19 protein-coding genes are annotated in these 21,977 nt (G+C 70.7%); 12 read left to right on the top strand and 7 right to left on the bottom strand.

Annotated features, from left to right (window positions below; translation table 11 throughout):
- On the bottom strand, positions 1-779 hold a 779-nt coding region (groEL, locus tag VED21_RS32105), incomplete at its 3' end, for a chaperonin GroEL (protein ID WP_324889822.1).
- A 58-nt stretch (positions 780-837) separates the two neighbouring features.
- The gene (gene groES / locus VED21_RS32110; RefSeq protein ID WP_324889824.1) at positions 838-1,128 is read right to left on the bottom strand and encodes a co-chaperone GroES; all 291 of its coding nucleotides are present in this window, start codon (positions 1,126-1,128) and stop codon (positions 838-840) included.
- A 288-nt stretch (positions 1,129-1,416) separates the two neighbouring features.
- Here groES and VED21_RS32115 point away from each other — a divergent pair, with 288 nt between their 5' ends.
- From VED21_RS32115 to VED21_RS32125, 3 genes are all read left to right on the top strand, one after another.
- Entirely contained in the window at positions 1,417-1,680 is a 264-nt protein-coding gene (locus VED21_RS32115) for an usg protein (protein ID WP_324889826.1), read from the top strand.
- A 123-nt stretch (positions 1,681-1,803) separates the two neighbouring features.
- Complete coding sequence (locus VED21_RS32120; RefSeq protein WP_324889828.1) at positions 1,804-1,938, top strand: hypothetical protein; 135 nt, start codon at positions 1,804-1,806, stop codon at positions 1,936-1,938.
- A gap of 131 nt (positions 1,939-2,069) precedes the next feature.
- Positions 2,070-2,564, top strand: coding sequence for a lysozyme (locus tag VED21_RS32125; RefSeq protein WP_324889830.1), 495 nt, complete (start codon positions 2,070-2,072; stop codon positions 2,562-2,564).
- Positions 2,565-2,573: 9 nt separating this feature from the next.
- Here the strand turns inward: VED21_RS32125 and VED21_RS32130 are convergent, their stop codons facing one another.
- The gene (locus tag VED21_RS32130; RefSeq protein ID WP_324889832.1) at positions 2,574-6,038 is read right to left on the bottom strand and encodes an FAD-dependent oxidoreductase; all 3,465 of its coding nucleotides are present in this window, start codon (positions 6,036-6,038) and stop codon (positions 2,574-2,576) included.
- 160 nt (positions 6,039-6,198) lie between these two features.
- On the opposite strand from VED21_RS32130, the gene VED21_RS32135 reads away from it, so the two are divergent.
- Positions 6,199-7,284, top strand: a complete 1,086-nt coding sequence (locus VED21_RS32135; protein ID WP_324889891.1) for a COX15/CtaA family protein — start codon at positions 6,199-6,201, stop codon at positions 7,282-7,284.
- 33 nt (positions 7,285-7,317) lie between these two features.
- Positions 7,318-7,509 (top strand): hypothetical protein, encoded by a 192-nt coding sequence (locus tag VED21_RS32140; protein ID WP_324889834.1) that lies wholly within the window; start codon positions 7,318-7,320, stop codon positions 7,507-7,509.
- Positions 7,510-7,655: 146 nt separating this feature from the next.
- Here VED21_RS32140 and VED21_RS32145 read toward each other — a convergent pair whose 3' ends face one another.
- A complete protein-coding gene (locus tag VED21_RS32145; protein WP_324889836.1) occupies positions 7,656-8,468 on the bottom strand; it encodes an endonuclease/exonuclease/phosphatase family protein in 813 nt (270 codons plus the stop codon).
- A 22-nt stretch (positions 8,469-8,490) separates the two neighbouring features.
- Positions 8,491-10,644, bottom strand: a complete 2,154-nt coding sequence (locus VED21_RS32150) for a VTT domain-containing protein (RefSeq protein WP_324889838.1) — start codon at positions 10,642-10,644, stop codon at positions 8,491-8,493.
- Positions 10,645-10,914: 270 nt separating this feature from the next.
- On the opposite strand from VED21_RS32150, the gene VED21_RS32155 reads away from it, so the two are divergent.
- The 5 genes from VED21_RS32155 to VED21_RS32175 all read left to right on the top strand — a co-directional run bounded on the left by VED21_RS32155 (position 10,915) and on the right by VED21_RS32175 (position 16,720).
- A complete protein-coding gene (locus tag VED21_RS32155) occupies positions 10,915-11,625 on the top strand; it encodes an ABC transporter permease subunit (protein WP_324889840.1) in 711 nt (236 codons plus the stop codon).
- A 15-nt stretch (positions 11,626-11,640) separates the two neighbouring features.
- Positions 11,641-12,426 carry an ABC transporter permease subunit gene (locus VED21_RS32160; RefSeq protein ID WP_324889842.1) on the top strand — a complete coding sequence of 262 codons (786 nt, stop codon included), beginning with the start codon at positions 11,641-11,643 and terminating at the stop codon, positions 12,424-12,426.
- Positions 12,423-14,060, top strand: a complete 1,638-nt coding sequence (locus tag VED21_RS32165) for an oligopeptide/dipeptide ABC transporter ATP-binding protein (RefSeq protein WP_324889844.1) — start codon at positions 12,423-12,425, stop codon at positions 14,058-14,060. The genes VED21_RS32160 and VED21_RS32165 overlap by 4 nt, the downstream gene beginning before the upstream one ends.
- A 384-nt stretch (positions 14,061-14,444) precedes the next feature.
- A complete protein-coding gene (locus VED21_RS32170) occupies positions 14,445-16,313 on the top strand; it encodes a sensor histidine kinase (protein WP_324889846.1) in 1,869 nt (622 codons plus the stop codon).
- Between the two features lie 62 nt (positions 16,314-16,375).
- Entirely contained in the window at positions 16,376-16,720 is a 345-nt protein-coding gene (locus VED21_RS32175; RefSeq protein WP_324889848.1) for an endonuclease domain-containing protein, read from the top strand.
- A gap of 135 nt (positions 16,721-16,855) precedes the next feature.
- Here the strand turns inward: VED21_RS32175 and VED21_RS32180 are convergent, their stop codons facing one another.
- Together VED21_RS32180 and aceA are read right to left on the bottom strand one after the other, a co-directional pair.
- Positions 16,856-17,419: a DJ-1/PfpI family protein gene (locus tag VED21_RS32180; RefSeq protein WP_324889850.1), complete on the bottom strand. Its 564-nt coding sequence runs from the start codon at positions 17,417-17,419 to the stop codon at positions 16,856-16,858.
- A 540-nt stretch (positions 17,420-17,959) separates the two neighbouring features.
- A complete protein-coding gene (gene aceA / locus VED21_RS32185; RefSeq protein WP_324889852.1) occupies positions 17,960-19,237 on the bottom strand; it encodes an isocitrate lyase in 1,278 nt (425 codons plus the stop codon).
- A 244-nt stretch (positions 19,238-19,481) separates the two neighbouring features.
- Between aceA and VED21_RS32190 the strand changes: the two genes are divergently transcribed.
- Complete coding sequence (locus VED21_RS32190) at positions 19,482-20,930, top strand: helix-turn-helix domain-containing protein (protein WP_324889854.1); 1,449 nt, start codon at positions 19,482-19,484, stop codon at positions 20,928-20,930.
- Between the two features lie 137 nt (positions 20,931-21,067).
- On the top strand, positions 21,068-21,841 hold the full coding sequence (locus tag VED21_RS32195; protein ID WP_324889856.1) for a ferredoxin--NADP reductase: 774 nt from the start codon (positions 21,068-21,070) through the stop codon (positions 21,839-21,841).
- Positions 21,842-21,977 lie beyond the last annotated feature (136 nt).

Genomic DNA, 21,977 nt, shown 5'->3' on the forward strand with positions numbered 1-21,977 from the left:
GCCAGGGCCTCGCCCTCGACGTCCTCGGCGATGATCAGCAGCGGGCGCGACGACTGCACGACCGACTCGAGAACCGGCAGCAGGGCCTGGAGACCCGACAGCTTCTTCTCGTGGAGCAGGATGAACGGGTTGTCCAGCTCGCAGGTCATCTTGTCGGCGTTGGTGATGAAGTACGGCGACAGGTAACCGCGGTCGAACTGCATGCCCTCGACGACGTCCAGCTCGGTCTCGAGGCTCTTCGACTCCTCGACCGTGATGACGCCCTCGTTGCCGACCTTGCCCATGGCTTCGGCGATCTTCTGACCGATCTCGAGCTCGCCGTTGGCGGAGATGGTGCCGACCTGGGCGATCTCGGCGTTCGTGGTGACCTTCTTGGCGCGGGCCTTGATGTCGGCCACGACGGTCTCGACCGCCAGGTCGATGCCGCGCTTCAGGTCCATCGGGTTCAGGCCGGCGGCCACCGACTTCACGCCCTCGCGGACGATCGCCTGGGCGAGAACGGTCGCCGTGGTGGTGCCGTCGCCGGCCAGGTCGTTCGTCTTCGACGCGACCTCACGCACCATCTGGGCGCCCATGTTCTCGAACTTGTCGGCCAGCTCGATCTCCTTGGCGACGGTCACGCCGTCCTTGGTGATCCGCGGGGCGCCGAACGACTTCTCGATGACGACGTTGCGGCCCTTCGGACCCAGGGTGACCTTCACCGCATCGGCCAGGATGTCCACGCCGCGCAGCATCTTCTCGCGGGCGGAGGCGGAGAACTTGACTTCCTTGGCAGCCATGTCTCGATTCCTTTAATTCTCTATGGTCTTCGTGACGTCAAAAGGCGGCAGAGAGCAATCAGCCCTCGATGACGCCCATGATGTCGCTCTCCTTCATGATCAGGAAATCCTGACCGTCGATCTTGACCTCGGTGCCCGACCACTTGCCGAACAGGACGCGGTCGCCGGCCTTGACGTCGAGCGCGACGATCTTGCCGCTCTCGTCACGGGCACCGGCGCCGACGGCGATGATCTCGCCCTCCTGGGGCTTCTCCTTCGCGGTGTCGGGGATGATGATCCCGCCCTTGGTCTTGGTGTCGGACTCCAGACGCTTGACGACGACCCGGTCGTGCAGCGGACGGAACTTCATGATGCGTGCCTCCTGAGATCTAAGGCTCATTAAGGAATGCGGTTGCGGGAGCGGCGCTGTTAGCACTCACCCCCGGTGAGTGCCAGACAGCTAATCGAGTGGCGCGCGGGATTCAAGAGGGTCGTTTTTGGATTTGTGCGAAATCCTGGCAGCACTCGCCGCAACATGCTGCTAACGAATTGATTTGGAACGGAATTTCCCGTTGCGCGTTGTTCAGGGGAACGGCACGCTGGCGGACGATGGCACAACCGGGAACGCCGCCAGGATCCACCACGACGGAGGTTCCGCATGACCGGACTGGCCCTTCAGCTGCGCGATTACCGCCTGACCACCGCCGAGATCCTGTACCACCTGCCGGACCATCCGGCGCTGCTGCAAAGCTATGTCTGGCAGGACCTCGACCTTGCGCCCGAATACCCCGTGCTGCGCCGGTTCCTGACTTTCTGGGAGAAGAACCTGGAGGGCAAGCTGCACTCCGTGAAGCTGGCCACCACGCGCCTGATCACCCCCGGCGAGCTGCGGCACGTGAACGCGGAGTTCCGCTGGCAGTAGGGATACGGGTCGATCCGGAGTGATTTTCGCGGGGCTGTGACCGCCGTCACAGCCCGCCCCCTCGTGTTCGTATAAAATTTTAGGCAATTGCTTGAGACCGCGACCGCGAGGAGGTTTGCCGTGATGTGCGAGTATGAGAAGGAGCATGACCCCTGGTTCAGCCGGGCCGTGCTGGAGTTCGCCACCATCGCCGGGTTGTTCGCCATGCTGTTCGGCCTGTTCTTCCTGCTGAAGGCGCTGGAGGAACTGCCGCGGTGACGGCTTGGCCGAGTTCCATACTCAGACATGCGTCACATTTTGTCGCACATTTTAAATTTCAGCAGCGCGTGCGATGGACTAGGCTCGGGGCATCATTCGTGTCCCATTCTCGCTTAGGGAGCCCTTACGCCATGCCGACCTCCACCGCCACCAAGCCGGTCTGCCAGGCCGCCGTCGACCTGGTGAAGCACTTCGAAGGCCTGTACCTGAACGCCTACCGCTGCCCGGCCGGCGTGGCGACCATCGGCTACGGCCACACCGCCGGCGTGCAGATGGGCCAGACCATCACGCAGGCGCAGGCCGACGAGTTCCTCCAGCAGGACCTGACGTCGGCCGCCGCGTCGGTGGACCGGCTGACGACCGTGCCGCTGAACGACGACCAGCGCGGCGCGCTGGCCAGCTTCGTGTTCAACCTGGGGGCGGGCAGCCTGCAGTCCTCGACCCTGCTGAAGAAGCTGAACGCCAAGGATTACGAAGGTGCGGCCGGCGAGTTCGGCAAGTGGGTGTACTGCACCGTGGGCGGCGAGAAGAAGCAGTTGCCCGGCCTCGTCGCCCGCCGCGCCGCCGAAGCCGCCCTGTTCCAGAGCGACACCGTCCAGCCGCAGGCCGGCGTGACGGAAGGCTGACGGACGGCGTTACGGCCTGCGCGCCCCCATGGCGCGCAGGCAGCGGTCGATCCATTGCGCGGTCAGCTTTTCCTGCACGGCGTTCTGGGCGAGGCGCTGGCCCAGGCCGGGGAAGTCGACGCGGTCGAGGTCCTGGTCCTGGTTGAAGCAGGAGAAGACCACGCTCTCCTCGCCCGTCACGGGATCGACGTGGCGCTGCAGGCACTGGGCGCAGATCTCCTTCATCATGCATTGCATGGGCGAGTTGATGGAGCCGATGGCCGTGTGCCCGGGCTTCAGGTACGGCTTCAGCACGCCGTGCCGCGCCGCACCCACCGCCGCCATCATGCGGTCGGAGCCGATGGCGATCAGGCGGTCGACCTCCGGCAGCGGGATGTCGGCGGGGCCGAGCGTGCCGGTGGCGTAGGCGTGCATGGCCTGCACGATGTTGCCGACGAAGGTCCGGTCGCCCGGCCGCGTGGGCGCGAAGCCCGGCGCCTCGTCGCAGCACCAGACCACGCGGTCGGCCGCGGCCTCGATCTGTTCGGTCTTGTAACGATCCTCGATCCGCTTGTAGCCGGCGAAGTAGACGACGCGGCAGCCCCTGGCCCGCGCCGCCTGCCCGATGGAGAACAGCACGGCGTTGCCCAAGCCCCCGCCGACCAGCGCCAGCGTGCCGCCGTTGGGGATCTCGGTCGGCGTGCCGGTCGGGCCCATGACGACGACCGGGTCGCCGGTCTTCAGCACGGCGCACAGGTCGGACGAGCCGCCCATCTCCAGCACGATCAGCGACAGGAGGCCCTTGGCCTTGTCCACCCAGGCGCCGGTCAGCGCCAGCCCTTCCATCGCCAGCGTGGTGTTGCAGGAGCGGTAGGCGAGCGTCTCGTAGTTTTGCAGGCGGTAGAACTGACCGGGTTCGAAACGGCGCGCGGCGGCCGGGGCCTTCACCACCACCTCCACGATGGTGGGGGTGAGGCGGGTGACGCTGTGCACGCAGGGGCGCAGGATGGCGTTCAGCTCCTGCGCCAGCTGCGCCGCCGGCACCGGGGTGGGCGGGCGCTTGGCCAGCGCCCGGCTGACCACCGGATAGCCGCGCTTGGCCCCGCCCATGGCCTTCACCACGTTGCCGGAGAAGGACGGGTGCAGGTCACCGAAGAAGGACACCCAGCGGCCGTCCGGTGACCGGCTCATCAGCACGCGCGCGGCGGCGGGCTTGGCGATGCGTTCGGGGGTGACGGGGGCGCCGTCCTCGTCCAGCGCGCGGAAGGTGCGGCCGTCCAGCTCCACCCAGTCCGGCTCCTCGCGCGCCAGCACGGTGTTGGGCTGGGTCCCGGCGGCGACCAGGATGGTGCGCGCGGGCAGCGCGGCGTCCGTCCCGTCGGCGCGGGTCAGGCGCAGGGCCGTTGCGGAACCGGAATGGTCGATGTCGACGGCCGTCGGGGTGACGGATTCGACGAAGCGGATGCCCTCCTCCAGGCCCTTCGCCACCTCCTCGTGGTTCAGGGTGTAGCTGGGGGCGTCGATCAGGCGGCGGCGGTAGGCGATGGTGGCGCCGCCCCAGCCGTCCAGCAACGCGCCGATCCGCGGCGGCCGGTTCTCCGCCACGGCGGCGGCGCGTTCGGCGCGGATGGCGCGGGCGTGGGTAAGGAACTCGTCGGCGGTGGCGGCCTCCTCGGCCGTCCAGCGGGCGCGCACGGCGTCCTCCCCGCGTTCGGCCGCCAGGGTTTCGTACCGGGTCAGGAACTTTTCGACCTGGACGGGGTAGTAGGCCAGCGCCTCGGTCGCCGTGTCGATGGCGGTGAGGCCGCCGCCGATGACGACGATGGGCAGGCGCACCTGCAGGTTGGCGACGGACTCCGTCTTGGCCGCACCGGTCAGCTGCAGCGCCATCAGGAAATCCGACGCCTGCCGCACGCCGCGCGCCAAGCCGTTCTTCATCGGCACCACGGTGGGCTTGCCGGCCCCCATGCACAGCGCCACGTGGTCGAAGCCCAGCGCGAAGGCGTCGTCCAGGGTGAGCGTGCCGCCGAAGCGCACGCCGCCGACGATGGTTATGCGCCGGCGCCGCTCCAGCAGCAGCCGCACCACCTTCAGGAAGTTCTTGTTCCAGCGCACGGTGATGCCGTACTCGGCCACGCCGCCGAAGCCGGCCATGACGCGCTCGTCCAGCCGGTCGAACAGGTCGCGCACGTCGCGCACCGGGCGGAACCCCACCCGCTTGCCGCTGGGCAGCACGCCGGACAGGTCGGCCGGCAGCGGCTCGATCTTCAGCCCGTCGATGCCGACCACCGCGTGCCCGTCGTTCATCAAATGGTGCGCCAGCGTGAAGCCGGCCGGCCCCAGCCCGACGACCAGCACCTTGTACCCGCTGTCCGCCTTCATCACCGGGCGGCGCAGGTCGAGCGGGTTCCAGCGGGTGAGCAGGCCGTAGACCTCGAACCCCCAGGGCAGCTCCAGCACGTCCTTCAGCGTGCGTGTTTCCGCCTGCGGAATGTCTACGGGCTCCTGCTTCTGGTAGATGCACGACTTCATGCAGTCGTTGCAGATGCGGTGCCCGGTGGCGGCGCACAGCGGGTTGTCCACCGCCACCATGGCCAGCGCGCCGATGGGCACGCCCTGCGCCTTCAGCGCGTGCATCTCCGAGATCTTCTCGTCGAGTGGGCAGCCGTGCAGCGTCACGCCGAAGACGCTCTTCGCATAGCCGCCGGCCTTCTTGTCGGGGAGGCCGTGGGAGCAGCTGTCCTTGCCCTGCTCGTGGCACCAGATGCAGTAGTTCGCCTCGTCCAGCGCGCCTTCCAGGTCGGTGCCGGGGTCGGTCAGGTGGAAGCCCTGGCGGGCGCGCCGCTTTCCTTCCGGCAGCGCAATGGCCGGCAGGCCGTGCAGGTCGACCGTGTCGGCGGGAACGAGGTGGAAGGGGTCGGTCCGGTGCGGCAACTGGAACAGCACGCCGGAGCCGTGGCGGGCGCGGCCGGCGGCGCTGAACAACGCCCAGGCGGCGTAGCGGGCGGCGCCCTCCAGCCGGTCGGCGTGGTCCGATTCGGCGTCCATCCAGGCCAGCACCTGCCGGGCGAAGCCGATCTCGCTCAGCGGTTCGCCCAGCCAGTCCTCCATCAGCGCGGTCAGTTCGGCACCGTCCAGGGCGGCCGCCTGCTCCACCGGCACCGTCTTGGCGGCGCGGCGCTGGACGAACAGGCGCTTGGCGGCGTAGAGCGGCGCCAGCTCGTGGTGGCGGGCGCGCAGCTCGTTCAACTCGTTCCGGATACCGAACAGTTCGCCCAGGAAGTCGTCCAGGTGCGGGGCCAGCGTGATCAGCAGCGCGCTCTCGGCGGCGCGGTCCAGCGCGTCCGGCGCCGTGCGGGCGGCGGTCAGGCGGTCGGCCAGTACAGCGTCGGCCGCCGCCAGATGCTCCAGAAAAGCGCGGTCGAGCGCCAGAAGGCCGTCGCGCTCGTAAAGGTCAGCAAAGCCGAGGCCGAAGCCCAGAACCAGGTCCGCCATGCCGCAACCGTCCGCTGCCGGGGGTGCCGATCATTTCACGCCAACACGCCCGCCGATGCACGAGGTTTCTTCACGCGCCAAGTGTTTGACGTGTGGGGGAGGCACGCACCATATCTTTCGCCAACAAAGAGAAACAGGCGAGGGGCCCCCTTTGACCACCGTGACTTACGACGCGCCCGCGCGCGTCGCCCCCGACACGCGGCCGGTCGCCGTCTGGCTGCTGGCGTGCTGTGCCATGGTCCTGGCGATGGCGGTGATCGGCGCCATCACGCGGCTGACCGAATCCGGGCTGTCGATGGTGGAATGGAAGCCGCTGATCGGCTTCATCCCGCCGCTGGGCGAGGCGGAGTGGCAGCGCGTCTTCGACCTGTACAAACAGACGCCGGAATACCGCATCTTCAACGCCGGCATGGACCTGGACGGCTTCCGCCGGATCTTCTGGTGGGAGTGGTTCCACCGCCTGTGGGGCCGGCTGATCGGCGTGGCCTTCCTGCTGCCGTTCCTGTGGTTCCTGGCGCGCGGCATGATCCCGCGCACGCTGGCGCCGAAGCTGGCGGGGCTGTTCGTGCTGGGCGGGCTGCAGGGCGCCATCGGCTGGTTCATGGTGATGAGCGGCCTGTCGGACGCGCCGAACGTCAGCCATTACCGGCTGGCGCTGCACCTGGGGGCGGCGATCCTGATCTACGCGCTGATGCTGCGCGTGGCGCTGGGCCTGCTGGACCCGCTGCCGCTGGCCGGCTGGCGGCCGGAGGCGGCACCCTTGCGCCGGCACGCGCGCTGGGCGCTGGCGGCGGTGGCGGCGACCATCGCCTGGGGCGCCTTCGTGGCGGGCATCCGCGCCGGATACGCCTACAACACCTTCCCGGACATGGCGGGGCACTGGATCCCGCCGGAGATCGGCACGCTGACGCCCTGGTGGCTGAACGCGTTCGAGAACACAGCGGCGGTGCAGTTGATCCACCGCGTGCTGGCGCTGGTCACCACCGCGGTCGTGCTGGCGCTGGTCGGGCGGGTGCACATGGCCCGCCTGCCGGGACAGGCGCGCCGGGTGGCGTCGCTGCTGGGGGTGATGATCCTGGCGCAGGTCGCGCTGGGTATCGCCACGCTGCTGACGGTGGTGTGGATCCCGGTGGCGGCGGCGCACCAGGCCGGGGCCATCCTGGTGGTGACGCTGCTGGTTTGGCTGCTGCACGCGCTACGGCCGGTGGCATATCGGGCGGGAACCGGGGCGGCGGCGCGCGGTTGAGTCGTTCCGGACCGACAACTGTATGGCGCCGCCATGTCCGTCGATGATTTCACGCCGCCGGGTGACCCGCGCCGCCCGGAAGACCACGGCCCCCGGACCGATGCCTCCACCGCCACCGGCCACATCGTCACCGGCAAGGCCGGCGAGTCGGAACGCGCCTGGGTGTGGGGTGCCGCCGTGATGGCGATCCTGGTGCTGGGCGTGATCTTCGTGACGACGGGGTAAGGGCGCTCGCCGCGCCGACTCGTGCCCCCACCCGGCCTGCGCTTCGCTCGGCCACCCTCCCCCGCTCTCAGCGGATCCAGAGGATCCGCTTGTCGCGTCAGCCGGATCGAAGATCCGGCGAGAGCTGCGCAGGGGAGGGTATTTTATTACGGCACTGCAACGACCGCGCGCAGGGGTAGGTGATCCGAGGCGCGGCGGGTCACCGTGGTGCGCACGGCCTCGAAGGCGCAGAGCTTCAGGCCGCCGCGGACGTAGAGTCGGTCCAGGCGCAGGGTCGGCAGGCGGGCGTGGAAGCTGCGCGGGCTGGCCCAGTCGTCGAACGCCTCGGCCAGGCGGCGCAGGCGCGGCGAGGTCGGCGTCCATTCGTTGAAGTCGCCCATGAACACCGTGGGCAGGTCCGGCCGCTCGTCCACCACCGCCAGGATGCGGGCGATCTGGTTGGCGCGCTCCCACGGGTCGAGGCCGAGGTGGGCGGCGATGACGCGCACGGGGTTCCCATTCACCGCCAGCACCGCCTCGATCCCGCCGCGCGGCTCGCGCCGGCCGACGCAGAGGTCGAGCGGGCGCACGGAGAGCACCGGCAGGCGGGTGAGCAGCGCGTTGCCGTAATGCGCGCGGGCGTGATGCTTGGTGGGGGCGGCGTAGGGGGTGAGGCCGGTGGCCTTGCCGAGGTATTCGAACTGGTCCAGCCCGACCTCGCCCCGGTGGTGCCAGCCGACCTCCTGAAGGCCGATCACGTCCACGTCCAGGCTGCGGATCACTTCGGCGATGCGGTCGGGGGCGAAGCGGGCGTCCAGGCCGACGCAGGAATGGATGTTCCAGCTGGCGATGCCCAACGCGGCCATGCCTTCCGGCACGGGCGCGCGGCGCACGTCGGGCGGCCGGCCGCGGCGGCGCGCGCGGCGCGCCTTGAGCGCCGACGCGAACCGCTCGATGCGCTCTCGACTGAATCGGATCACGGTCGCACGTCCCCCTGATTTGTCACTTTTCCGAGGCCCGGACCAGCAGCCGGTTGGCCGCCCACCCCAGCCCGATCGCCACGGCCGCCACCCCGGCCAGCAGCGCCACGTCCGTCCCCGTCGGGCTTTCCAGCGTGCGCGCCAGTTGGTGGCCCAGCAGGCTGAACGCCAGGATTCCCGGCGCCATGCCGACGACGGTGCCGACGATATAGTCCGTGAACCGCAGGCGCGAAGCCCCGGCCACGAGATTGATTACGGTGAAGGGGGCGGCGGGGACAACCCGCATCGTGGCGACCGCGACGATTCCCTTCTCCGCCAGCCGGCTGCCGACCTTGGCCAGCGTGCGGCCGCCGACGTGCTCCAGATGCTTGCGCCCCAGCTTGCGTCCGACCCAGAACAGCACGCTGGCCGAGGCCAGCGACCCGGCCATGGCGGTGAGAAACCCCTCCACCGGGCCCAGCAGGATGGCGGTGGCGGCGATCAGCACCACCACCGGGAACACCACGAACCCGGCCAGCACATAGAGCCCCACCAGCAGCACCGGGCCGAAGGCCATGGCGCGCACCTGCTGCACCATCGCCAGCACGCGGTCCAGCCGCGCCCATTCGGCCAGCCCCGGAATGCGCCACAGCGCGAACACCCCGCCCAGCACCAGCAGCGCCGCCAGCGCCACCATCCAGGCGCGGCGCCGCGGGATGAGGGAGGGCAGGACGCGCCCCACCAGCTCCGTCGCAGGGACCGGGCGTTCGGGATCGAACAGGCGCGCCTCCACCAGCGTGGCGGCGAGCGCGCTCGGTTCCGGCGTTTCCAGGTCGATCAGCGTGCGCCCGCCGGGCCGGCGCAGCCCGTCGATGGCGCGGATGAGGGAGCCGGTGCGCGCCACCTCCTGCGCCACCACGGCGGGGGAGGTCGCCAGATGCTCCGCCAGCAGGTCATTGCGCACGCCTTCCACCGTGGCGCGGGCCTGAGCGGCCTGGGGGTCGCCGGGGCGCACCTCGATCGCCAGGTCGCATTCGGTGTCCAACCCCATGGAACGGTTGTTGAGGTTGGCGGAGCCGACGCGCAGCAGCCAGTCGTCCACCACCATCACCTTGGCGTGCACGGTGATGCAGGTGCCGCCGTCGGTGAGCGCCGCGTACAGGCGGAAGCGGCCGTGCCGGTCGGCGGCGCGCAGCTTCTGCGCCAGATGGGCGCGGGCGCCCAGCATCACCTCGTTCTCCAGCCAGCTGGTGGTGCGCACGGGGTTGACCAGCACCACCTCCGGCCCGTCCGGCTCGGCTAGGCGGGCGGCCAGCGCGTCGGCGATGGCGTGGGCGGCGAAGTACTGGCTTTCCAGGTAGATGCAGCGCCGGGCGGCGGCGATCGCCTCCAGGTACAGCGCCTCCACCTCCCGCACCTCGTCGCGGCCGCCGCAGGCGGGATCGGTGCGGGCGATGGCGACGTCGCGGTCGCGGAACAGCGGCTCCAGCCCGTCCGGCCAAGGGTCGTAACCGGGGGGCGCCGGCAGGATCGTCTGGCCGGTGGCGCGATGCCAGCGCTCGCGGAATAGGTCGCCCAGCGCGCGGGCGGCGTCGCCGTCCACCGCCATCATGACGTCGTGGAAGGGTTCGTACGGCTTGCCGTCGGGCTGGCGGCGCACCGGCTCCCACCGGGCGTGGGCGCGGGTGTCCCAGCGATTGGCGGTCAGGTCGATGCCGCCGCAGAAGGCCATCGCGTCGTCGACCACCAGCAACTTCTGGTGGTGGCACGCCCCGGTCGGATGGTCGCTGTCCAGCCGGTAGTCGAGGCGCGGGTGGGTGAACCAGCGGCGCACCGCCAGCGGCCGCTGCCAGCGCGTGAGGTCGAAGATCTCGGCGTAGTCCCACTTCAGCACGCGGATGTGCAGGTCGGGCCGCGTCGCCGCCAGCCAGTTCAGGAAGTGGCCGAGCCGGTCGGGCCGGCCGGGATGCTGGCGCTGCGGCGTGAGGCGCACGCGCGTGTCGAGATCCCAGGCGGTGAGCAGGATGGAGCGCCTGGCCCGCCGCATCGCCGCCTTGGCGTAGGTGAAGTAATCGGCGGCGTCGATGGCGAGGCCGACGCGCTGCGCCCGCTCGATCCGCCAGCAGGTGCGGCCGGGGACGAGCAAGGGGGCGGCGCACGGTGCGGCCTGCGGCTCACGGATGGGCATGTCGTTCATGGCGATGGGCTGCCGTCACCTGTGTTTGCCGGATCCCCTGGCTGTGTCAACACGCGCGGCGGCCACGTCTCCCCGGCTTCGGCGGCGGTACTGCCTTGGCACCGCGTTGCTTTCCCGTTGCCGATGTAAGGGATTCGCGCTTACCGTCGCACAAAACCGATCCGCAGCAGGACGAACGGCCAGCTTGTCCATGTCTTCCCGGTCCATGCTTTCCCGGCCCATGCCTTCCCGCCTGCGCCGCCCGGCCGGCGCGCCCTCTTGCGATACGCCATGCTGAGTTTCGCCGCACGGCGCCTGATCGGCGCGCTGCCGGGGCTGGCCCTGCTCGCCGCGCTGGCGGTGCTGGCGGCGGGGGACGGGGCCGCGCGCGCGCTGGCGGCGCTGCCGGTGACGCTGGGGCTGGTGGCGGGGGCGCTGGCGCTGGGCCTGCTGGCGGGGGTGCCGCTGGGGCTGGCGGCCGGGCGCTTCCGGCGCGGGCCGCTGGGCGCGCCGGGGGCGGCGCTGGCCGCGCTGGGGCCGGCGGTGCCGGCCTTCCTGGCGGTGGCGGTGGCCTTCGCCGTCGGGCGGGGCGGATCGCCGGGGCTGCTGCTGGCCGCACTGGCCGTGGCGCCGGCGGCGGACGGGGCGCGCATCGCGCGGGCCGCGCTGGCGGCGGCGCTGGAGGGCGGGTTCGTGCTGGCGGCGCGCGGGCGCGGCGTGCCGGCCGGGCGGGTGCTGCGCCGGCACGCGCTGCCGGCGGCGCTGGCCCCGGTGGCGGGGGCGCTGGGCGGCATGGCCGCCGCGCTGACGGCCGGCGCGGTGCTGGGCGAGGGGCTGTTCGACCTGCCCGGCACCGGGGCGCTGTTCCTGGAAGAGGCGCGGGCCGGGGCCGCGGGGCCGGCGGTCGCGGCGGCGGCGGCGCTGGGGGGCATGGTGCTGGCGCTGCATGTGGCCGGGCGGATCGTCGGCGGCTGGCTCGACCCGCGTGAGCGGGCGGCGTGAGGCATGGGACAGGATATGGACGCAGGCCGCTTCGACCCGGTGATGGAGACGCCCGCGCAGGCGGCGCGGCGGCGCTTCGCCGCGCACCGGCCGGCGGTGCACGGGGTGGGGGCGCTGGCCGTGCTCGCCCTGCTGGGGTTCGTGGAATCGATGCTGGCCGGCCCGTCCGGCGACCCGGTCGTGCGCGCGCTGGACGCCGGGCACACGACGCTGGCGATGGCGCTGGTCGGCGGCACGCTGGCGGCGCTGGTGGGGGCCGGCTGGGGCGCCCTGGCCGTTGCGGCGGGGGGACGGCTGGAGCGCCGGCTGACGCAGGCGGCACGGGGGCTGGCGGCGCTGCCGCTGGCGCTGCTGCCGGTGCTGGCGGGCGGGCTGCTGGGGCGCGGGGTCGACCTGCTGATCCTCGCCGTCGCGGCGGCGGCGGTGCCGGCGGCGGCGCTGGCCGCGCGCGCCACGCTGCGCGCCCGTGCCCGGCGCGAATACGCCATGGCGGCGCGCGCCGCCGGGCTGACGCCGGCCATGGTGCTGTGGCGGCACACCATTCCCACCGTCGCCGGGCCGCTGCTGGCGGCGGTGTGGCCGGTGCTGGCGCGCGCGCTGGCGGTGGAGAGCTTCGCCGGCGCCGTCGGCCTGGGCGCGCCGGCACCGGTGGATACGTGGGGGACGCTGATCGGCGAGGCGCTGGCGGCGCAGGCCCCCATGGGGCTGCTGGCCCCGGCGCTGCTGCTGGCGGCGGCGCTGGCGGCGCTGAACGCGGTGGGCGACGGCGTGGCCGCCGCCTTCCCGGAGGAGCGGCCGTGAGCGCGCCCGAACCGCTGTTGCAGGCCGAGGGGCTGGCGATCCACTCCGCCGCCGCCATCATCGTGCGCGACGCCCACATCGCCGTGCGCCCGGCCGAGGTGCTGGCCATCACCGGGGCGGACGGGGCGGGCAAGAGCCTGCTGCTGCGGGCACTGGCCGGGCTGATGCCGGACGGCGTGCGGATGGAGGGCGGCGTGCGGCGGCCCGAGGGGCGCGTCGTGCTGCTGCCGCAGGGCGGGCCGCTGACGCCGCACCAGACGTTGGCCGCGCAGTTCGCCGAGGTGACCGGGACCAAGGTAACCGGGGCGCGCGAGGCCGTGCGGTGGCTGGAGCGGCTGCACGTATCGCAGGCGGCGCGGCGGCTGGAGCTGTACCCGCACCAGCTGTCCGACGGGGTGCGCTGGCGCGCGGCGCTGGCGCTGGCGCTGGCGGCGGAGCCGAAGGTGCTGCTGGCCGACGCGCCGGCCGCCGGGCTGGACCCCACGGTGCGCGCCCGGCTGCTGGCGCAGCTGGCCGACTGGGCGCGGGAGACGGGGGCGGCGCTGGTCCTGGCCGGGCACACGCGCGACGGCGTGGCCGGCCCGGCCGACCGGTTGCTGGTGCTGGAGAACGGCCGCCTCAACCCGCCGCCCGAGGCGGCCGAGCCGGTCGCCGCCGGGCCGGCGCCGGGCGGGGCGCCGGTGCTGTCGGTGCGCGACCTGCGCGTGACCTTCCCGCTGGGCGGCGGGCTGTTCGGCGCCCGTGCGTCGACGCTGGTGGCGGTGGACGGCGTCAGCTTCGACGTGGCGGCGGGGGAGACGGTGGCCCTGCTGGGCGAGAGCGGCAGCGGCAAGTCGGTGCTGGCGCGCGCCATCCTGCGCCTGCTGCCGGGCGCCACGGGCCGCGTGCTGTGGCTGGGCCGCGACCTGCTGTCCATGGGGGAGGAGGAGCTGCGCCACCGGCGCCACGCGCTGCAGGCGCTGTTCCCGCACCCGCGCGCCACCTTCGACCCGCGCCACACCATCGGCGCCCAGGTGGCCGAGGCGCTGGCGGCGCTGGCGCCCGAGGTGGAGGAGGACAAGCGCCGCGCCCGCGTGGCCGAGGCCCTGGCCGACGCCGGCCTGCCGGCCGCCGCCGCCGATCGTTGCCCGGCCGGACTGACCGACGGGGAGGCGGCGCGCGCCGGCTTCGCCCGCGCGCTGGCCCCGGCGCCGCGCCTGCTGGTGTGCGACGAGCCGCTGGCGACGCTGGACGCCACCGACCGCGAGGAGCTGCTGGCCCATCTGCTGCACCACCAGCGCGCCGACGGCCTGTCCATCGTCTTCGCCACCGAGGACGCCGACGCCGCCTGCCGCATCGGCCACCGCGTGCTGGTCCTGCTGGCCGGCCGCGTGGTGGAGGAGGCGCCGGCCGGGGTGCTGGCGCACGACGCCCGGCATCCTTACACGCGCGGGCTGCTGGCGGCGGCGGAGGGCGGCCGTCCCGCGCTGGAGGGCGACCCGCCGCCGGCCCTGCGCGTGCCCACCGGCTGCCCGGCGCGGCTGCGCTGCCCGCGCGCGCGGGACCACTGCGCCCAGGAGGTGCCGCACCTGGAAACCGTCCGCCCCGGCCACCGCGTCGCCTGCCACTACTGGGACGCGGCCAACGAGGACTGAATATTTCCGGACGGCATTTCCGCCGGCAATGGTCGGCATGCACATGGCAATATTTTTGCCACAGATGCACACAGACCAGCACAGATGCGGCGATAATTTTCCATCGCCAAATTCTCGCGCCACTGCTGCCGAATACCGCGACAGCAATCCGCGTTTATCTGTGCCCATCTATGGCGGGATTCGCTTGCCCATTGCCGGATTGCTCAGGAAGCGGCGGCAACTCTGCTTCCAATACCTCAAGCGAACTTTAACGCAGCGTTTCCAAGGGGGCTCGCGCGGGGGTTTAATCCGCATCGGCGCTGTGGTAATTTTTGGTGAAGACAGCTTTTACCGCCGCCGCCGACGATGAGTGTGGTCCAGACCGTGGATGCCGGCCTTGCCCTGATGGACCGCTTGTCGGTGCCCTTGTGGCTGGCCGGGGCCGACGGGATCGTGGTCTGGCTGAACCGCGCCGCGCGCGACCTGATGGACCTCCCCCCCGACGCGCCCGCCGCCACCGTGCGCGCCAGCGTGCCGCCCGAGGCGCTGACCGCGCTGCTGGTCGCCGAGACGCCGCCGGCCGCGCGCGTGACCTTCCAGGTGGGGGAGCGGACGCTGACCGTCGACGGGCGGCTGAGCGGCATGCCGGAGGCGCCGCACCTCGTGCTGGTCGAGGCGCCGGACGAGAGCGCCGCGGGGCGCGAGGCGCTGCGCCTGACCGAGCAGATGGTGGCGCTGTCCTACGCCTATCCCGACATGCGGTTCGAGCTGCAGCGCGACGGCACCATCCTGGACTTCGCCACCGCCAGCCCGTCGGAGCTGAACGTGCCGGCCGGGCGCTTCCTGATGAACCGGGTGCAGGACGTGCTGCCGGATCCGGCCGGCGCCCGCATTGCCGCGGCCTTGGCCCGCGTCGCCGCGGGCGAGGCGGTGGCGTCAGCCGACTTCACCCTGCCCGGCCCGCACGGCGAGCGCAGCTTCGAGGCGCGGCTGGTGGCGCTGGCCGAAGGGGCGATGGCCGAGGGGGCGACGGCCGAGGGGGCGACGGCCGAGGGGGCGATGGCCGGCGGGCGCATCCTGTGCAGCATCCGCAACGTCACCGAACGCACCCGCGCCGAGCAGGCGGCGCTGCGCGCCCACGACCTGCTGGCCGACGCGGTGGAGAACGTGCCGGGCGGCTTCGTGCTGTTCGATCCCGACGACCGGCTGGTGGTGTGCAACAGCCGCTTCCGCGAGATCTACGCCAAGGCCGCCGACATCATCGCCCCCGGCGTGACCTTCGAGGAGATCGTGCGCACCGGTGCGGCGCGCGGCCAGTACGTGGTGCCGCCGGAGCGGCTGGACGCCTGGATCGCGGACTATCTGGAGCGGCACCGCACGCCCGGCCCGCCGTTCGAGCAGCGGCTGGCCGACGGCCGCTGGATCCGGGTGGAGGAGCGGAGGACCCGCGACGGATCGACCGTGGGCGTGCGCACGGACATCACCGACCTGAAGGAGCGCGAGGCCGAGCTGAAGGCCGCCCGCGACGAGGCGCAGCGCGCCAACCGCAGCAAGTCCGACTACGTCCACCACCTGAGCCACGAACTGCGCACGCCGCTGAACGCCGTCATGGGCTTCGCGCAGATCATCGCCGGCGAGATCATGGGGCCGCTGGGCAACGAGCGCTACCGCAGCTATGCCCAGGAGATCGGCGCGGCCGGCATCTACATGCTGGATCTGGTCAGCAACCTGCTCGACCTCGCCCGCGTCGAGGCCGGGCGCATGCCGCTCAACGAGGAGGCCTGCGACCTCAGCCTGCTGGTGGACGCCACCTTCGCCATGGTGTACCCGCGCGCCGTCACCGCCGGGGTGACCCTGGTGAACGAGGCGGCGCGGGACGGCGTGCCGGCCGTGCAGGGCGACCCGACGCTGATCCGCCAGATGCTGACCAACCTGATCGGCAACGCCGTCAAGTTCGCCCGCCCGCCGCTGGGCCGCGTGGTCGTGCGCGCGCGGCGCCTGGATGGCGGCGAACTGGTGCTGAGCGTGGAGGACAACGGCATCGGCATGACGGCGGAGCAGCTGCCGCGCGCGCTGGACGCCTTCGGCCAGGTGCACGAGCGCAGCCTGTCGGCCGAGCGCGGCTCCGGCCTGGGGCTGCCGCTGACACGCGCGCTGATCGAGCTGCACGGCGGCCGTTTGGAGATCGACAGCGCCGCCGGCATCGGCACCACCGTGCGGCTGGTGTTCCCGGAATGGCGCGTCTGCGTCCACGCGGACGGCGCGGGGATTTGAGGGGGCCGTATAGTCCCTCTCCCCTGGCGGGAGAGGGGTTGGGGAGAGGGGGCCAAACCGGAATGTCCCTGGGATACGCAAAAGCCCAACGGCAGAACGCCACGGACGCCGAGCGGCGATTGTGGAGCGCCTTACGGGGGCATCGCCTTGCCGGCCTGAAGTTCAAACGCCAGCAGCCGGTCGACCGCTACATCGTCGATTTCATCTGCTTCGAGCACCGGCTGATCGTCGAAGTGGACGGCGGCCAGCATGGCCCGCACACCGACGCCGAACGCACCGCATACCTGGAGGCGCAGGGTTTCCGCGTGCTGCGCTTCTGGAACCCGGAAGTGCTGACGCGGCTTGACGACGTCCTGGCGACCATCGTGGCTGCGGTGGACGATCCGGGTTTCAGGAGAGAGCCGTAGAGTTCGGAAGTTTTTCCCCTCTCCCCAACCCCTCTCCCGCAAGGGGAGAGGGGCTAAAAAAATAAGGGGCTATAAAATAAAAAGGGGCGACCGCGCGGGTGCGCGGCCGCCCTTTACGCAGGAAAGCGGGGTGGATCAGGCCGCCTTCTTGACCGTCGCGGCGTCGCCGAAGACCTTCAGGACCTGCTCGACGAAGGCCGGCAGCTCGTCAAGGCCGCGCGCGGTGATGGTCAGGCCGTCGATCACCAGCGTGTCTTCGGTCATCACGCCGCCGGCGGCTTCCAGCTCTTCCTTGAAGGCTTCGATGGAGGCCAGCTTGCGGCCCTTCAGCTTGCCGGGGATGGCCAGCAGCTGCAGGCCGCCATCGATCGCGGCGATCGGCTTGCCGGCGTCCAGGAAGTGGCCGACGATGCGGCGGGTGTGGGCGTTCTGCTGCAGCTTGGCGACGCTGCGCTCGCCGCCCGGCAGCACCAGCATGTCGAAGTCGGCGCCGAGCACGTCGCCCAGCTGCTGGTCGACCGGGAAGTAGTGGCCCCAGCTGCGGCCGTGCCAGCCGTTCACCAGGCCCTGTTCGGTGGAAATCGTGCGCAGCGTCGCACCGGCCTTGAGGAGGGGGCGCTGCAGCTCGGTCATCTCGGTTTCCTCGAAGCCGTTGGCGACGAGGATGGCAATGGACTTTCCTGCGAGGGGCTGATCCATACGGTAGGGTCCTTTCTTGGTTCAATCGATGGTGGACGGCGCGCCGCCCGGTGGCAGCTCGCGTCCGACGACCGGGCACACCCCGCCCGCCGCCCGTACCCGATTGCGGAACACGGCACGGCGACCGCCGCCCGGCGCGCAAGGCGTGGGAACCACGGAGGTGCGCGCGGGAGCAGCGAGGAGACCCGCTACCGGTCCTGTCATGCGGGGCCGGTGCAGGGGCGATGGCGCCCCGGTCGTATTGTTTTGAGCATGGCACACAAGTGGCCTCAACAGGCCCTCGAGTCAATGGTTGTTTCCGCGCCGCAGCGAAGCGGTCACAGCCCTGTCACGGGGGTCGTTTCCCAGCCGGAAAGCTTGTGCTTGAGCCATATGACCGGGCTGGAGAGCCGGCCCGGGGCGCCGCCGCGCAAGGCCGCCATGCCGCGCGCGCAACGCTTGGAAGGAGCGGGGTAGAACCGACGCCCCACGCTGTACCACAAAAAAAGCGGCCGGGGTTGCCCCCGGCCGCAGTCTGTAAGCGTCAGCCTGAATGGACGATCAATGGAACTGATCGGCCTCGGTCGAGTCCTTGTACGCGGTGGTCGAGGACTGACCGCCCGACACGGCGGTGGCAACGGCGTCGAAGTAGCCGGTGCCGACCTCGCGCTGGTGCTTGGTCGCGGTGTAGCCGAGAGCTTCCGCCGCGAATTCGGCCTGCTGGAGCTCGGAGTAGGCGGCCATGCCGCGCTCCGCGTAGCCCTTGGCCAGCATGAAGGCCGAGTAGTTCAGCGAGTGGAAGCCGGCCAGCGTGACGAACTGGAACTTGTAGCCCATGGCGCCCAGCTCGCGCTGGTACTTCGCGATGGTCGCGTCGTCCAGGTTGGCCTTCCAGTTGAAGGACGGCGAGCAGTTGTAGGCGAGCAGCTTGCCCGGGAACTCCTTCTGGATCGCCTCGGCGAACTTGCGGGCGTCGTCCAGGTTCGGCTTGGAGGTCTCCCACCACAGCAGGTCGGAGTACGGCGCGTAGGACAGGCCGCGGGCGATGCAGTGCTCGACGCCCACGCCGGTCTTCAGGCGGTAGAAGCCCTCCGTGGTGCGGCCGGCGTCGAAGTCGATGAACGGATGGTCACGCTCATCGATGTCCGAGGTGATGAGCTGCGCCGACTCGGCGTCGGTGCGGGCGATCACCAGGGTCGAGGTGCCGCAGACGTCGGCGCCCATGCGGGCGGCGTTCAGCGTGCGGATGTGCTGCTGCGTCGGGATCAGAACCTTGCCGCCCAGGTGGCCGCACTTCTTCTCGGACGCCAGCTGGTCTTCCCAGTGCACGCCGGCCGCACCGGCCTTGATCATGGCTTTCATCAGCTCGAAGGCGTTCAGCGGGCCGCCGAAGCCGGCCTCGGCGTCGGCGATGATCGGCGCGAACCAGTAGGTGTCGCCCTTGCCTTCCTGGGTCTGGATCTCGTCGGCGCGCTTGAAGGCGTTGTTGATGCGCTCAACCACCGCCGGGACCGAGTTGGCCGGGTACAGGCTCTGGTCCGGGTACATCTGGCCGGCCAGGTTGGCGTCGCCGGCGACCTGCCAGCCCGACAGGTAGATGGCCTTCAGGCCGGCCTTCACCGCCTGCATGGCCTGGTTGCCGGTCAAAGCACCCAGGGTGTTGATGTACGGCTCGGTGTTCAGCAGCTCCCACAGGCGCTGGGCGCCCAGCTCGGCGAGCGTGTACTCGATCTTGATCGAACCGCTGAGACGCTTGACGTCCTCCATGGTGTAGTCGCGCTTGATGCCTTCATAGCGCTTGGCGCGGAGGGCGGCCTTGGTCTTCTCGTCGAGAGCCATCGTGGGTATCCTTCTATCCTCGAATGTGCGACCGGAAGTCTTGTAAAGCCTGAACCGGTCCGTCGGGGTCGCGCTTCGCAGCGCAGCACTTGCACCGACAATTATGACCAATGCCGCGGATTGGCAATAACCGCTTGTCTGTAAAGTGGTAAGCTTGTAAACCGCAGCGCAGCATATCATGTAAAACTGTAAACCTTGTAACAGTCCGGGTGCCGGACGAAGCGGTGCGGGCGGGACGGGCGCCATGGAAAAGAAGGCGATGCTGGGGCCGAAGGTGCGGCGGCTGCGCCGCGAGCACGGCCTGACCCAGTCGCAGATGGCCGACCAGCTGGGCATCTCGCCCAGCTACCTGAACCTGATCGAACACAACCAGCGACCCGTCACGGTGCCGCTGCTGCTGAAGCTGGGGCAGAGCTTCGGCGTCGACCTGCAGTCCTTCGCCGAGGACGAGGAGAGCCGGCTGGTGGCCGGCCTGCGCGAGGTGTTCGCCGACCCGCTGTTCGACAGCTCCGGCATCAAGAACCAGGACCTGAAGGAGCTGGTCGCCGTCGCCCCGGTGCTGGGACAGGCGGTGGTGACGCTGTACCGGGCGTTCCGCGAGCAGCGCGACGACATGCAGAACCTGGCCGAGAAGCTGGCCGACCAGGACAAGCTGCAGCTGGCGCACAGCGCCTCCTTCCCGCTGGAGGAGGTGCGCGACTTCTTCCACGCCCAGCACAACCACTTCCCCGAACTGGAAGCCGCCGCCGAGGCGCTGTGCCAGGAGGCGAACCCGGAACGCGGCGACCTGTACCGCGGGCTGGTGGACTGGCTGGCGGCGCAGCAGGGCGTGCGCGTCAAGATCATGCCGGGCGACGTCATGGGATACGCCGTGCGCCGCTTCGACCGGCACGGGCGGCGCGTCCTGATCTCCGAGATGCTGGCGCCCAGCGGGCGCAACTTCCAGCTGGCCGGGCAGATCGCCCTGCTGCTGCACCGCGACCTGATCAACCGCATCGTCGACGCCGGCAACCTGTCGGGCGACGAGGCGCGGCGGCTGGCCCGCATCGGGTTGACCAACTACTTCGCCGGCGCGGTGCTGATGCCCTACAACCGCTTCCTGGAGGCGGCCAAGCAGGTGCGCTACGACGTGGACGTGCTGCGGCGGCGCTTCGACGCCTCGTTCGAGCAGGTCTGCCACCGGCTGACCACGCTGCAAAGGCCCGGGGCCAAGGGCATCCCGTTCTTCCTGATCCGGGTGGACAGCGCCGGCAACGTGTCCAAGCGCTTCTCCGGCGCCGGGTTCCACTTCGCGCGCTTCGGCGGCGGCTGCCCGCGCTGGATCGTCTACGAGGCGTTCCGCACGCCCGGCAAGATCCACACCCAGGTGGCGCAGATGCCGGACGGCACCACCTACTTCTCCGTCGCGCGGACGACGGTGAAGGCCAGCGGCGGCTACCGCAGCCCGCCGCAGCAGTTCGCCATGGCGCTGGGCTGCGACATTGCACATGCGGCCCAGGTGGTTTACGCCGACGGCATCGACCTGGAGAACACGGAAGCCGCCACGCCCATCGGCGTGAACTGCCGCCTGTGCCCGCGGGTGGACTGCTCCCAGCGGGCCTTCCCGCCGCTGAACCACCGGCTGATCGTCGACGAGAACCTTCGCGGCGTTACGCCGTTCCTGTTCGCGCCGCCGGCCGGCGACGGGCGGTAGGTTCCACGTCAATATTACGTTTTTCTGATGCGATCACACACAAACCGTAGGGGCATTTTTCGCTGGCGCGAAAAGCCCCCGTTCGGTTATGGAAACCCCGCGCACGGCATGGCGCGGGGCAGCGGAGCAAAGGAAGAATGAGCAATCTGATCCACGAACGCGTTCTGAAGGTTCATCATTGGACCGACAACCTGTTCAGCTTCCAGACCACGCGCGACCCGTCGTTCCGGTTCGAGAACGGCCAGTTCACCATGATCGGGCTGGAGGTGAACGGCCGTCCGCTGCTGCGCGCCTACAGCATGGTCAGCGCGAATTACGAGGACACGCTGGAGTTCTTCTCGATCAAGGTTCCGGACGGCCCGCTGACCTCGCGCCTGCAGCACCTGAAGGAAGGCGACACGCTGATCGTCAACCGCAAGGCGACCGGCACCCTGCTGGTCGACAACCTGCTGCCCGGCCGCAACCTGTACATGCTGAGCACCGGCACCGGCCTCGCCCCGTTCATGAGCATCATCAAGGATCCGACGGTGTACGAGCAGTACGACCGCGTGATCCTGACGCACACCTGCCGCCGCGTGGCCGAGCTGGCCTATCAGGAGCTGATCCGCGAGGCGCTGCCGCAGAACGAGTTCTTCGGCGAGGCGGTGGCGGCGAAGCTGATCTACTACCCGACCGTGACGCGCGAGCCGTACGAGAACCAGGGCCGCATCACCGACCTGATCCAGTCGGGCAAGCTGTTCAGCGACATCGGCCTGCAGCCCTTCGACAAGGAGGTCGACCGCGTGATGCTGTGCGGCAGCCCGCAGATGCTGACCGACACGCAGAAGCTGCTGGAAGGCATGGGCTTCCACATGGGCCACAACGGCGAGCCCGGCCATTTCGTGATCGAAAAGGCGTTCGTGGAGAAGTGAGCGTGCCCCGCGGCGACGGCCGGGAATAATTCCGGACCGGCCGCGTTCATCCCTGTGACGATGGCACGTCCCTTCGACTTCGACCGAACTGGGGTGGGCCGGATCCGCGAATGTCGCGGCATCCGGGCCACCCTTC

Source organism: Azospirillum sp. (genome assembly GCF_035627195.1).
Taxonomy (GTDB): Bacteria; Pseudomonadota; Alphaproteobacteria; order Azospirillales; family Azospirillaceae; genus Azospirillum.

What these genes read in the sequence shown, in the direction of transcription:
- groES (WP_324889824.1), bottom strand. Translation starts at nt 1,128, where the DNA reads ATGAAGTTCCGTCCGCTGCACGACCGGGTCGTCGTCAAGCGTCTGGAG.
- VED21_RS32115 (WP_324889826.1), top strand. Translation starts at nt 1,417, where the DNA reads ATGACCGGACTGGCCCTTCAGCTGCGCGATTACCGCCTGACCACCGCC.
- VED21_RS32120 (WP_324889828.1), top strand. Translation starts at nt 1,804, where the DNA reads ATGTGCGAGTATGAGAAGGAGCATGACCCCTGGTTCAGCCGGGCCGTG.
- VED21_RS32125 (WP_324889830.1), top strand. Translation starts at nt 2,070, where the DNA reads ATGCCGACCTCCACCGCCACCAAGCCGGTCTGCCAGGCCGCCGTCGAC.
- VED21_RS32130 (WP_324889832.1), bottom strand. Translation starts at nt 6,038, where the DNA reads ATGGCGGACCTGGTTCTGGGCTTCGGCCTCGGCTTTGCTGACCTTTAC.
- VED21_RS32140 (WP_324889834.1), top strand. Translation starts at nt 7,318, where the DNA reads ATGTCCGTCGATGATTTCACGCCGCCGGGTGACCCGCGCCGCCCGGAA.
- VED21_RS32150 (WP_324889838.1), bottom strand. Translation starts at nt 10,644, where the DNA reads ATGAACGACATGCCCATCCGTGAGCCGCAGGCCGCACCGTGCGCCGCC.
- VED21_RS32155 (WP_324889840.1), top strand. Translation starts at nt 10,915, where the DNA reads ATGCTGAGTTTCGCCGCACGGCGCCTGATCGGCGCGCTGCCGGGGCTG.
- VED21_RS32160 (WP_324889842.1), top strand. Translation starts at nt 11,641, where the DNA reads ATGGACGCAGGCCGCTTCGACCCGGTGATGGAGACGCCCGCGCAGGCG.
- VED21_RS32170 (WP_324889846.1), top strand. Translation starts at nt 14,445, where the DNA reads ATGGACCGCTTGTCGGTGCCCTTGTGGCTGGCCGGGGCCGACGGGATC.
- VED21_RS32175 (WP_324889848.1), top strand. Translation starts at nt 16,376, where the DNA reads ATGTCCCTGGGATACGCAAAAGCCCAACGGCAGAACGCCACGGACGCC.
- VED21_RS32180 (WP_324889850.1), bottom strand. Translation starts at nt 17,419, where the DNA reads ATGGATCAGCCCCTCGCAGGAAAGTCCATTGCCATCCTCGTCGCCAAC.
- aceA (WP_324889852.1), bottom strand. Translation starts at nt 19,237, where the DNA reads ATGGCTCTCGACGAGAAGACCAAGGCCGCCCTCCGCGCCAAGCGCTAT.
- VED21_RS32190 (WP_324889854.1), top strand. Translation starts at nt 19,482, where the DNA reads ATGGAAAAGAAGGCGATGCTGGGGCCGAAGGTGCGGCGGCTGCGCCGC.
- VED21_RS32195 (WP_324889856.1), top strand. Translation starts at nt 21,068, where the DNA reads ATGAGCAATCTGATCCACGAACGCGTTCTGAAGGTTCATCATTGGACC.